Below are 12,248 nucleotides of genomic sequence, written 5' to 3' on the forward strand. Positions count from 1 at the left end.
CGGCCCGCCTCCGACCTGTCACGGTGATAGCTCGGAGCTCCGACTCGAAGTCCCCCACCGGCCGGTGTTCGCCGAACCGCCTCCGGGACCGCGGCCACAGGAATAGCCTCCGGGAATGACGAACCCCTCGGTCGACCGCCGCAGCCTGCTCAAGGGCGTGGCCGCCGCCAGCGCAGCGCTGGCCCTTCCCCGCGCCTTCGATCCTGCGGCTGCCGCCGCACCCGCCAGCAAGGGCATCTTCGGCTACGGCGTCGCCAGCGGCGACCCCACCGGCGACGCCGTCATCATCTGGACGCGAGCCACCCCGCCCCCGCGCGGCAAGGACGACGCGATCGCCACCCCGGGCAGCGGTCTCGGTGCTCCGATCCCGGTGCGCTGGCAGGTCGCACGGGACGCCGGCTTCGCCAAGGTCGTCGCCCACGGCACCGTCATCACGAGCCCGGACACCGACCACACCGTCAAGGTCGATGTGGGCGGGCTCGACGCCTACACGCGCTACTTCTATCGCTTCTCGAGCCTCGGCGAGTTCTCCGAGGTCGGCCGCACCCAGACCGCCGGCGACGTCGCCGGCGAGACCCACGCCCTGCGTCTCGCGCTCGTGAGCTGCAGCAACTACACGGGCGGCTACTTCACGGCATACAGGGCCCTCGCGCAGCGAGACGACCTCGACTTCGTGCTCCACGTCGGTGACTACATCTACGAGTACGGCAACGGCGCCGACCGCTACGGCCCCGCGTCGCTCGCCGGTGTGCGCGACAGCAAGCCCGAGACCGAGACGATCGACCTCGAGGGCTACCGCCTGCGCCACGCCCTCCACAAGGCCGACGCCGACCTGCAGGCAGCGCACCGGCAGCACCCGTGGATCACGATCTTCGACGACCACGAGGTCGCCAACAACGCGTGGGCGGCCGGTGCCGGCAACCACTCGGGTTCCGAGGGCGACTACCTCGAGCGGCGCGAGCAGGCCATGCAGGCCTACCTCGAGTGGATGCCGTTCCGTCTGCCCGACCAGTCGCAGTCGACGCCGCACCAGGGCACCCGGTTCTTCCGGCGATTCACCTTCGGCGACCTCGGCGACCTCTCGATCGTCGAGACCCGCCAGAACCGCAGCCTTCAGGTCACCGTGCCCAACGTGCCGTTCGACGGCTTCGTCCCGGTCGGCCTCAGCCCGGCGATCGACGGCGCCATCGCGCACCCGGGCCGGCACCTGCCCGAGCCCGAGCAGCTCACCTGGATCAAGGACGGGCTCGAGGAGAGCCGCCGCTGGCACCTGCTCGGCAACCAGGTCATGGTCTCGCCGGTGCTCTACCCCGGTGCCGCCCTCGGCGCGCCCGGCTACACGTTCGTCAACGCCGACCAGTGGGACGGCTACACCGCCGACCGCACCAACCTGCTCACCCACGCCGCCGCCCAGCCCAGCGCCGACTCCGGCGACGTGGTCGTCCTCACCGGCGACATCCACGCGTCGTTCGTGTGCGACCTGCCCGTGGCGGCGGCACCCGGCAGCCCGAGCTACACGTCAGCAGGCGTCGAGTTCGTCTGCCCCAGCGTCACGAGCGACGGGTTCGTCGAGGTGCTCGCCGGGACGCCGCAGCTCGCCGGCCAGCCGCCGGAGGTCGTCGTCGGCGCCACCCGCCAGGCCATCGGCGCGGCGCAGCAGCTCAACCCGTGGCTGCGCTACATCGACGGCGTCAGCCACGGCTACACCGTCATCGACGTCACGCCCGAGCGGGTCCAGGCCGACTACCACCACACGCCCGTGCCGACGAGCGCCCAGCCGGACCCGCGCGTCGTCTCGAGCATCACGCCGACCTACGCCCGCAGCTTCCAGACGGTGGCCGGCAGCCGTCGGGCCACCCCGGCGACCGGCCCGGTCGGCCCCCGCTCCGACCGGCCCGCCGGCGACTGACCCCTCCCCTCGCGCACGGTCCTCACGAACGCGTCACATCTCACGCGTTCGTGAGGACCGTGGCGTTCCCACCCCTGTCGAGGTTCAGGCGAGGTCGAGGACCAAGCGCGCTGCGGCCCACGTCGCTGCCGCCAGCACTGCTGCGAACGTCAGGACCCAGACGGGAGCCGGTATGCCGGTGAGCTGGCCGAGCACGGCCGAGTCACTTCCCGGGTCGCGGCGTCCGCCGACGAGCGCGCCGACGTGGCGCCAGGCGCCGACGAGGAGGACGAACCCGGTGGCGACGACGGCGAGGAGCTGCACCTCGTCGTTGCGCCACCACCACAGCGCGCCGACGCCCGCGCCCGCGGCGAGCACGGTGAGCAGCGTCCCGCCGGAGCGCACGAAGACCAGGACGACGACGAGGGTGAGCAGGCACGCGAAGAGGAGCGCGTCGGCATACCCTCGCGTTGCCCCCCACAGCATGAGGAGCCCGACGAGAGCCGGCATCGGGTAGCCGGCCCACGTCGTGACGACCCGCCCGAGACCGCGCGCCGGGCCGACGGTCACGGCGTGTCCGGACATGTCACCGCGCACGACGAAGCCGGTGAAGCGGCGGCCGGACAGGACGCCGGCGACGGCGTGGCCGAGCTCATGGACGAGGGTGATCGCGATGCGCAGCCGGAGCCAGACCGTCGGGATGAGCACGACGACGAGCGCCGCGATCCCCGCGGTGGCGATGGCGCCGGCCGGGATGCCCGGGTTCGCGGCGACGAGGCGGGTGCTGAGCTCGGGGCCGACGTCCATGGGGGCAGAACGTAGCCGTCGAGCCTGTGACCGCGTTCGTGCCAGGGAGATGTGCACTTTCTGCAGTTCAGGTCAGGGGTCGGCACAGCGTTTGCTGATGCGCATCGATGTGCTCAACGCCCGCCCACCTGGAGGATCCTGTGGCTCGCCCATCCCGCCTCATCCCGCTGACGTTCGCGGTGTCCGCGCTGATCGCCTGCGGCGCCGTGCCGGTCGTCAGTGCGCTCCCGCTGCCGACGGTGACCGAGTTCCCTGTCCAGCTGGTCACGGTCGACACACCGACGCGCGAGCACAAGGCGCTGCTCCAGACGCTTGGACTCGACCTGACCGAGCACGCCGGCCACGACTACGTCGAGGTGGTCCTGCACCGTGCCGCTGACGCGGAAGCGCTCCGGGCCGCAGGCCTGACCCACACGGTCCGCATCCCCGACCTCACCCGGCGCGAGGCCGAGAACAACCGCACCAACGCCACCTTCGCTGCTGCGAACGCGACGACGGCGCTCCCGTCGGGGCGCAACGCCTACCGCACCCTCGCCGAGTTCAACGCGGACATGGCCGCACTCGCGGCGGACCACCCGACCCTCGTGAAGGAGATCACCCTCAACCGCCGCAGCCTCGACGGCCGGGAGGTCAAGGGCGTCGAGATCGGGCGCAACGTCACCGGAGCCGAGGACGGCAGGCCGGTGTTCGCGATGCTCGGTGTCCACCACGCCCGTGAGTGGCCGTCGGGCGAGCACGCGATGGAGTTCGCCGTCGACCTCGCCAGCGGCTACGGGACCGACGCGCGCATCACGGCGCTCCTGGACCAGGCCCGAGTCGTCGTGGTCCCGGTCGTGAACGTCGACGGGTTCCACCTCTCGCGCACCGACGGTGCCCTCATCGACCTGCGTGAGGCAGACGGCGGCGGCACGGCCTCGATCCTCGGCACCCCCGGCAACGCCTACAAGCGCAAGAACTGCCGGGTCGTGGACGGCCAGGACACCCCGGACGGGACGTGCGCCGCGTTCAGCGCGACGAGCCCAGGTGGGTTCGGCATCGGGACCGACCTCAACCGCAACTACGGCGGTTTCTGGGGTGGCCCGGGCGCGTCCGACCTCGGGGCCGACCCGACCTATCGCGGCGCCGGGCCCTTCTCCGAGCCGGAGACGGAGAACATCCGCGAGCTCGTGAGCAGCCGCCAGGTCACGACGCTGATCACGAACCACACGTTCTCCAACCTCGTCCTGCGGCCCAACGGCGTCGCCCCGGACACCATCGGCCAGGACGGCCTGCCCGTGGGCAACGCCCCGGACGAGGAGGGCATGAAGGCACTCGGCGCGCGCATGACGGCGCAGAACGGCTACTCCAACCAGCACGGGTGGGAGCTCTACGACACGACGGGCACGACGGAGGACTGGTCCTACAACGCGACCGGCGGCTACGGCTACACCTTCGAGATCGGTCCGGACGAGTTCCACCCACCGTTCCCCAAGGTCATCGACGAGTACCTCGGCGCGGGCGCCTACGCCGGCAAGGGCAACCGCGAGGCCTACCTCATCGCCCTCGAGAACGCCGTGGACCGTGCCACCCACTCAGTGGTCACGGGCAAGGCCCCGGCCGGTGCGACGCTGCGCCTGCGCAAGACGTTCGCGACCCCGACCTGGTCGAGCTCGGTCTCGGACACGCTCGACACGACGATGGTGGTGGGCCCGACCGGTCGCTACACCTGGCACGTCAACCCCTCGACGCGTCCCGTCGTCCAGTCGCGCCAGATCCGAACGCTGGCCGGTGAGCCGACGAAGACGGAGACGACCACGGGTACGACCGCCCCACTCTCGTCGACCGACACCGAGTTCGTCGTCGACCGTCCCGCGTCGGTCATGGAGGTCAAGCTCGACTGGGCCACGCCCGACGACTTCGACCTCGAGGTCTACCGCAAGGCAGCTGATGGCACGCTCACCCTGGTCGGCTCCTCGGGCAACCTGCCGGGTGAGAAGGAGCGGGTGCTCCTCCAGGACCCGGCCCAGGCGACCTACGTCCTGCGAGTTCTCAACTACGCCGCGGTCTCGCCGACCTGGACGATCACGGCCTCCCTGTTCGACGCCACCACCTCGGCGACAAGCGGGCTCGTGGAGGCTTGGACACTCACCTGCGAGCGTGCTGGCCGAGTGCTCCAGACGATCCCGGTGGTCGTCGAGCGCGGACAGCAGGTCAAGGCGGACCTTCGCACCTGCGCCACCGCCTGGGCGAAGGGGTGACGGTCCCAGCCCCCTGACGAACGGGTCGTATGCCGCATCCCCTGTCCGCGGCATACGGCCCCGCTCGTCCGTGGTGGGCCTGTGCAGGGGCCTCGGACTCAGGGGTTCTCGCCGAACAGCTGGGCGAGCTTGCGCTTGGGAACTCCACCGAACTTCTCGCGTACGTGCAGGACGTGGTTGCGGGCGGTTCCGATGGAGATGTGAAGGCTCTCCGCGATCTCCTGCGCGGTGAACCCGCGAGCCGCGAGGACCGCGACCTCCCGCTCCCGGGGCGTGAGCCCGGCGCTCGCGACCATCCGCTGACTCTCGGGGACCGGAGGCAGGTCGGGCCCACGGTGCAGCTTGCGGTCGCGCAGGACGATCGCGAGCGACCGCTCGGCGCGGTGCTTCCGGAAGATCTCGATGGCCTGCCAGCGCAACCGGTTCCCCTCGTGCGTGGTGGGAGCGACCGATGCGGCCGCATGGAGGGCCCGCGCCGCCGTGATGGGCTCGGGGAGCGAGGCGAAGGCCTCGGCCGCATGCATGAGCTCACGGAAGCCGGAGTCCTCCTCGGCGACGAGGCCTGCAACGTAGGAGCGCACCGCCTCACCTCGCGGGTAGGTCGGCCAGAGGTCGGCCATCCGGGCCAGTGCGGCGCGGGCGTCGGCAGGACGGTGCTCGGCCATGACGAGGACGAGGTCCTCCCAGCCGAAGTGGATCTGCATGCGCTCGGCCTGCTCGAGCGCGGGGGCGACGTCCCGCAGCGGTGAGGGTTCACGGCGGGCCACCCGCAGCGACGCCTGCACGGACAGCGCGAGCCAGAGCATCTGCTCGTCGAACTCGATGTGGCGCAGCGAGTCGTCGATGAGCCTCGTGTCGGGACGGCCCTCGCGCTCGAGGGCGTAGGCGGACATCGCGACGCCACCCATGCCGGTCGCGATCTGGTGTCGCCCCGCGCGGGCTGCCTGGCCGGCGTGCATGGCCTGGTCCAGGTCGCCCGTGCGCCACGCGACGAGCGCCTCGACGCCGGCGAACTTGCGGGCCCACGTGGCGCCGTGTGCGAGGACCTTGCCCTCGTTGGAGACACGGCTCGCCAAGCGGTAGTTGCCGTGCCCGAGGGCGGTGTGCGCCCAGTTGAACTGGTTGAGGGAGGCGATCTCGGCCGTGATGGCGTCGGGGCTGGACGGCAGCACCATCGCCGCCTGCTCCCAGTGCTCGAGGGCGCCCGGCATGTCGAGGTAGGTCTCACAGCCGGCAAGTCGACCGGCACAGAAGGCGATGGCCCACTGGTCTCCCGTCTGCTTCGCCAGGTCCAGGCCCTCCGTGCCGACGCGGACGCGGTACGCGGAGCTCAGGCCGTCGTCGCGCGGCCACGCGAGCTCGCCGAGGGTGACCGCACGGCCCCGCAGGTCGCCGGCGATGGTGAACTCGCCCAGCGCCTGCGTGAGGAACTGTGGTGTCTCGGACGCGGTGCCGGTCCGGCCACGGGTGAAGAGCAGCGCGCCCTTGGCCTTGGGGTGCTCCGCAGACTCGGCGAGCGACTCGAGGAACTCGTGGTGCGCCGGCAGGTCTCCACCCCACGTGGCGACGACGGTCGCCATCTCTCCGATGGCGACCAGGTCGTCGTCGACCCCGGGCCTCCCGGCGAGGGCGGCCGCGGCGGACCGCAGGATCTGCATCGCGGCCTCGGTGTCGCCCCGCAGACCCAGCAGCTCCGCGGCGCGCAGATCCTTGGCGACCTCCGGCGTCACCTGCTCGGCGAAGGACGCCCACGCGGACCGGGACGCGATCCGCCGGTTCCTGGAACGCCGAGGAGAGGGGGGCACGTGACGAAGATATAGGCAGTTTTGGCAGATCACGTGCACACAGGGATCCGATTGGCTTGGCCGACGGCGCGGACACCCTGCGCGCCGACGGAGTGGAGGATCCCCCATGCGACGGTTCACGACCATCGCCGTTGCCACCACGTCGATCGCCGCGATGGCCATGACCATCGCGGCGGTGGCGCCGACGGCATCAGCGTCCAACCCCGCCTCGACCACGCTTGGCCCCCCGACGTCGGGGAGCACGAGCTCGGTGACCTGGACGGGCGGCCCCTACACGGGCGCGGTCCTCGCCCCCGAGGCCTGCACGGCCGCGACCTGCGACACGCATGCCGTCTCGCTCGAGGTCCCTGCCGACTACTGGCAGAGCCACGACGGCGGCGTGACCCTCGACATCAGCTGGGCCTCGAGCACGGACGACTTCGACCTCTACGTCGACGGCCCGGACGGGAGCCAGATCGCCTCGAGCGCGGCGGGCGGCACCACCTCCGAGTCCGTCGACCTCGGTCAGCTCGCGCCGGGTCGCTACACGGCACGCGTGGTCCCCTACGCCACCGCCGGGTCCGGCTACACGGGCACCGCGAAGATCACTTCGAGCGCGGTCCCGACCGGGATGAAGTACCCCGAGACGCGCCAGGCGGTGGAGGACGAGCTGACCGTCGACTACCCCGTCAACGTCGTCTTCGTCGGGCGCACCCCGAGCGCGCAGGAGGTCGCCGACCTCAAGGCGTGGACTCCGGACAACTACAAGCCGACGGTGAGCTCGAAGAGCAGCTCGAGCGGTGAGCTGACCGGGGTCGGAGCGGGACTGCTCAACTGGAACAAGGACCACGTCACCGCCGACCCGTACTTCCTCGGCATCAAGTACAACTACAAGGTCAACGTCCTCACGGCGACCGACGAGTACGCCAAGGCGCTCTTCGCCGTCGCCGAGCAGAACACGGCCCAGGCGCAGACCTACCACGCGGGAGCGACCAGCGCCCGCACGGTCAACCAGGTGAAGTACGACCAGACCCACGGCAACACGCGCGTGCTCGCCAAGGGCGGCGACACGGCATACAAGGTCACCGACCCCAGCAAGACCGACCTCGTCGACGCCTATGCCGTCGAGGACTGGATGTTCAACACCCGGGCCGACGCCACGTGGTCCTGCGCCTTCCGGAACCTCGAGACCGGCGCCTGCGTCCCGGCGTCCATCATCAACCCGGACGCGACGGCCTACCACGACCCCTACTACGACAAGAAGGGTCTCAACCTCGACCGGATGCCGCAGGGCCTCAACACCGGCTCGTCGTTCTTCTTCCTCGACACGTTCACGCCCGACTACGCCAAGGACTACTTCCGCCCGAACGCCTACCACACGTACGGCACCGACAAGGTGATCGACGGCGCCATCGTGCCGAAGAAGGTCGAGGACGGTGGCTCCTGGCGGATCACGGACCCGGACACCGGTGACTGGGACGGTGTGGACTACGGCCGCACCTGGGGTGGCCGGTACCGCTTCCACTTCGTCGACCTGGGTGCGGCCCCCAACGACTTCGAGTCCGCGACGTGGGCGGGCAGGGGAGCCGGCATGTCGAGCGACTATCCGCACGGCGACCCGCCGGTGTGGCAGTACGCCGCCGACCCGCTGTGGCAGCAGACCGGCGACACGTGCAGGACCGAGGGCATCAAGGTCTTCGAGAACAACCTGCCCTACAACAACAACACGCCGTGCCGCATCATGCCGCGACTGGCTCGCGACGTCGCCTACGGCCTGTTCTTCCGGTCGACGCCCGGCTACCTCTACCGTCCGATCCCGCGCGGTGACACCTACTGGCTCGCCGTGTCCTCCTGGACCGACTTCTACTCGCGCCCGCAGTGGGTGAACGGCCAGCTGACCAACGCGCCGTACTACGGCACGTGGTGGACCGACACCTCCAAGCTGTACAAGATCGGCGACGTCAGCGGCGGCCGCACCCAGGACGACACGTTGCGCTGGCTGTCGTCCGCGACGCCCTACGCCAAGTGGGTGGGGCGCAAGAACGAGGTCATCCCGCTCTACGACCCGACGAACAACCAGCCGACGGGCGAGGTGCTCGACACGTCCCCCAAGAACGAGGACCTGCCGGCCCCCTCGCACCACGTCCACACCAACGAGGGCGGTGACTCGGGCCTGGTCCCGGAGCCGCTGCACGACGGGCACGACCACAAGGTCACCTACGGTGACAAGACCGTCAACCTCACCGCGGTGTCCAACGCCCTCGAGAAGGCGAAGGCTCGGGGCACGGGTCTCGGCGCAGGGTACGACGGAGCCGTGAGCCACGAGTCGTTCCGCGACTTCATCGACGCCAACCCGGACGGCATCGCCGACCAGGTGCCAGGGGTCAACACCATCCCGTCGATCAACATGGTCTTTGAGAAGGCCTACACGTGGGCCCTGCCGGCGATCGTCGGCGGAATCGCGGTCGGCACCGACGACGGCGAGGCGTGGGGCGTCATGAACAACGTCAACGATCGCTTCAAGTGGTCGGAGTCGCACTACCCGGGCGTCCAGCCGGGTGACGCGCCGGGCTCGAAGCGCTCGATGACGGACGCGTCCCTGCCCACGCAGGACTCCGGCGGCGGCTTCAGCTACACCATCGAGCACGAAGCGGCGCACAACCTCGGTCTCTCGCACCCGCACGACGGGTCCATGGGCGTCGACAAGTGCCCGGCCGGTCACCCGAAGGCGGGCCAGTGGGCCTGCTACTGGCAGGGCCTGGGCTGGATGTACGACATCTCGGCCGCTCCGACGACCTACGCGATGTCCTACCGGCCCTACGAGGTCGAGGACCAGGACAACCTGCAGCGTGGGCACACCGCGGAGTACCTCGTGGGCTCCCAGGAGGCGCTGACCGAGCGGCTCCGTGCCGAGGCCGAGAGTGGCCGGACGACTCCGTCGGCGGCGTGGACGGCGGACTTCACCCGGATGAAGGAGTGGCGCGCGAAGGCGGGCGAGCTCTTCCGCAAGGGTGACTACCTCCACTCGGAGTACGCCGCACGCAACGCGGCGCTCGCCGCCCGAGGTGTCCCGCAGACGACCGCCAACACGTCTGCCCCGAAGCTCCTCGAGGCCGGGCAGGTCTTCTACTTCGACGTGAACCCGCAGGCCGACGGCCAGGCCACCAAGGCTGACCTGTCACCCAAGAACGTCGTCGCGACCCAGCCGCAGCCGAAGCAGACGCTCGTCACGGTCACCGTGACGAACACGGGTGGCACGGCTGCCCAGGGCGTTGTCGCCGAGGTCTTCGACGGGTCCACCTCACTCGGTCGCACGACCGCCGCCGACCTGGCCCCCGGGGCGCAGGCCGATGTGACCCTCCCCTGGGACACGCGGCAGGTCAAGGGCGAGCGCGTGCTCACCGTCAAGGTCGATCCCGCCAACGTCGTGACGGAGTCCAACGAGGGCAACAACGAGGCGACCCGCACCGTGACGATCAGGGGCAACAGGGTCACGAACGGCTCGTTCGAGCAGTCGACCGGCGGCACCTCGCCGAACAGCTGGACCGGTGGCCCCGGCACCGAGTACGAGAAGACCGGTGTGTGGTCGACGGACGGGCTCGCGGCCGTCGGGCTCAAGGGCGGCGTCCTCGGCTCGACCTGGGAGTCCACACCCGTCGCGGTAACTGCAGGGCAGGCGTACCAGCTGGCCCTGACCTCGGCCGGGGAGGCGCCCGCCGTCACGGCGTCGTACCTCGACGCGGCTGGCCGGGTCGTCAGCAAGATCGCCGTCGAGACCGTCGTGAGCAAGATCGGCGAGTCCGGAGTCAGCAAGATCGCGACGTCCGGCGTCAGCAAGATCACGAGCACCGGCGTGAGCAAGATCAGCGGTCAGCTCGTGGTCCCGGCTGGGGCGACCCAGGTGCGCCTCTCGCTCGATGCTCCGCGGTCCCTGCCGCTGGGTACGACGACGTGGGCGGACGACCTCTGGCTCTGGTAACCCCCGGACCGGCGCGGCGCCTCCCACCACTCCGGGGGGCGCCGCGTTGGTCGTGCGTGCGTGAAGGGTGAGGCCGTCGCCCCGTCGCCCCGTCGGACGGTGGGCGACCGGCTCAGGGGGCGCTGGAGACGTCCGACGAAGGAGCGCGGACGGCATGCGGCCGGACCGAGTCCCGGCCCTGGAACGAGAGAATGGCCGGGTTGCGGATCTCGCCGTCCTGGATCTCGATGGCCCGCCCGATCGTCGGCTCGGCGGCCCACGCGTCCGGCCCGGACATCACGGTGCGCAGGTGCGGCAGCAGCGCCTCGCTGTTGACCCACGTCGCGGAGTTCCAGAGGTAGGACGGCGTGTGGTCGACGGCGTAGTAGGTGATGTTGTCGCCCACGACGAACGTCGGGTCCTCGAACGACGTCGGCCTCGCCCAGCTGAAGCCCATGGCCTCGTCGCACGACACGTCGACGATGAGGCTGCCGGGCCGGAACGCCTCGAGGTCGTCCTCGGTGAGGAACGTCCAGGGCGCCAAGGGGTCCTGGAGGACGCAGTTGACGACGACGTCGTTGTCCGCGAGGTAGTCGGCGAGTGGCACCAGTCCCTCGATGGTCACGGCGGAGGTCTGTGACGGATCGTCGGCGTCGTGGTCGACGTGGACGATCTGCACCGAGTGGATCGGTGAGGCGACCGCGGCGACCTTGCGGTGGGTCAGCACCCGGACGTCGCTGATGCCCAGGGCGCTGAGGCCGGTCACCGCACCTCGGGCCGTGGCGCCGAAGCCGATGACGGCGGCGCGGAGCTTGCGGCCGTAGGTGCCCGTCCTGCCGGACAGCGAGAGCGCGTGCAGCACGGAGCTGTAGCCGGCCAGCTCGTTGTTGAGGTGGAAGACGTGCAGGAGGAAGCCGCCGTCGCGGCCCCAGTGGTTCATCGCCTCGAACGCGATGAGGGTCAGTCGGCGGTCGATCGCCTCCTGGGTCAGCTTGGTGTCCTGCACGCAGTGCGGCCACCCCCAGACCACCTGGCCGTCGCGGAGCTCGGTGAGGTCCTCGGACTGCACCTTGGGGAGCAGGATGACGTCGCACTCGGCGATGAGCTCGGCCCGGGTGCGGACGCCCCCGAGGGCAGCGGCCAAGGTCTCGTCGGAGATGCCGAAGGGCAGGCCGTAGCCCTCCTCGACGAAGATCCGGGCACGCAGGTCGGGGTCGATCCGGTCGACGTGCTCCGGGTGGATCGGCAGCCGGTGCTCGTTCTCCTTGCGGGAGTGCGCCGGCACTCCGAGGGTCAGTCCCCCGCTCGCGGAGGGACCGGTCTCAGCGCTTCTTGCCATGCAGTGTCGTCTCGATCCCCGTGGCTTCGGTGGACTTGGCACGCTTGTCGGCGCGCTTCTCCTTGATGGACTTGCTGGACTTCTTCGAGAGGGAGTGGCGTGGTGACTTGTCGGACATGATCAGTCCCTTGGGTGGGGAGACCCGAAGGGTCCCGCTACCTCGAGCGTACGCCCGTGACGTGCCGCCTGGCTGCGCCCATCCCGATCGGGTCGCCGCTCATGTCACCGGGTCGCT

The 12,248-nt window shown here is 70.5% G+C and carries 7 protein-coding genes; 3 read left to right on the forward strand and 4 right to left on the reverse strand.

Translation table 11 applies throughout. From position 1 onward, the window contains the following. The first annotated feature begins 115 nt into the window (after window positions 1-115). Entirely contained in the window at window positions 116-1,909 is a 1,794-nt protein-coding gene (locus LL946_RS08110) for an alkaline phosphatase D family protein (protein ID WP_404386525.1), read from the forward strand. Between the two features lie 84 nt (window positions 1,910-1,993). Here LL946_RS08110 and LL946_RS08115 read toward each other — a convergent pair whose 3' ends face one another. Then, window positions 1,994-2,695, reverse strand: coding sequence for a M50 family metallopeptidase (locus LL946_RS08115; RefSeq protein WP_404386526.1), 702 nt, complete (start codon window positions 2,693-2,695; stop codon window positions 1,994-1,996). 140 nt (window positions 2,696-2,835) lie between these two features. On the opposite strand from LL946_RS08115, the gene LL946_RS08120 reads away from it, so the two are divergent. Further along, window positions 2,836-4,932: a M14 family zinc carboxypeptidase gene (locus LL946_RS08120; RefSeq protein WP_404386527.1), complete on the forward strand. Its 2,097-nt coding sequence runs from the start codon at window positions 2,836-2,838 to the stop codon at window positions 4,930-4,932. Window positions 4,933-5,030: 98 nt separating this feature from the next. On the opposite strand, the gene LL946_RS08125 is transcribed toward LL946_RS08120, so the two are convergent. After that, window positions 5,031-6,737, reverse strand: a complete 1,707-nt coding sequence (locus LL946_RS08125; protein ID WP_404386528.1) for a LuxR C-terminal-related transcriptional regulator — start codon at window positions 6,735-6,737, stop codon at window positions 5,031-5,033. Window positions 6,738-6,843: 106 nt separating this feature from the next. Between LL946_RS08125 and LL946_RS08130 the strand changes: the two genes are divergently transcribed. After that, the gene (locus LL946_RS08130; protein WP_404386529.1) at window positions 6,844-10,695 is read left to right on the forward strand and encodes a CARDB domain-containing protein; all 3,852 of its coding nucleotides are present in this window, start codon (window positions 6,844-6,846) and stop codon (window positions 10,693-10,695) included. A 112-nt stretch (window positions 10,696-10,807) separates the two neighbouring features. On the opposite strand, the gene LL946_RS08135 is transcribed toward LL946_RS08130, so the two are convergent. Continuing rightward, complete coding sequence (locus LL946_RS08135; RefSeq protein WP_404386530.1) at window positions 10,808-12,013, reverse strand: N(5)-(carboxyethyl)ornithine synthase; 1,206 nt, start codon at window positions 12,011-12,013, stop codon at window positions 10,808-10,810. Further along, window positions 11,997-12,131 carry a hypothetical protein gene (locus tag LL946_RS08140; RefSeq protein WP_404386531.1) on the reverse strand — a complete coding sequence of 45 codons (135 nt, stop codon included), beginning with the start codon at window positions 12,129-12,131 and terminating at the stop codon, window positions 11,997-11,999. The genes LL946_RS08135 and LL946_RS08140 overlap by 17 nt, the downstream gene beginning before the upstream one ends. Between the last annotated feature and the right edge of the window lie 117 nt (window positions 12,132-12,248).

This window comes from Knoellia locipacati (assembly GCF_044791685.1).
Taxonomy (GTDB): domain Bacteria; phylum Actinomycetota; class Actinomycetes; order Actinomycetales; family Dermatophilaceae; genus Knoellia; species Knoellia locipacati_A.

What these genes read in the sequence shown, in the direction of transcription:
- LL946_RS08110 (WP_404386525.1), top strand. Translation starts at nt 116, where the DNA reads ATGACGAACCCCTCGGTCGACCGCCGCAGCCTGCTCAAGGGCGTGGCC.
- LL946_RS08115 (WP_404386526.1), bottom strand. Translation starts at nt 2,695, where the DNA reads ATGGACGTCGGCCCCGAGCTCAGCACCCGCCTCGTCGCCGCGAACCCG.
- LL946_RS08130 (WP_404386529.1), top strand. Translation starts at nt 6,844, where the DNA reads ATGCGACGGTTCACGACCATCGCCGTTGCCACCACGTCGATCGCCGCG.
- LL946_RS08135 (WP_404386530.1), bottom strand. Translation starts at nt 12,013, where the DNA reads ATGGCAAGAAGCGCTGAGACCGGTCCCTCCGCGAGCGGGGGACTGACC.
- LL946_RS08140 (WP_404386531.1), bottom strand. Translation starts at nt 12,131, where the DNA reads ATGTCCGACAAGTCACCACGCCACTCCCTCTCGAAGAAGTCCAGCAAG.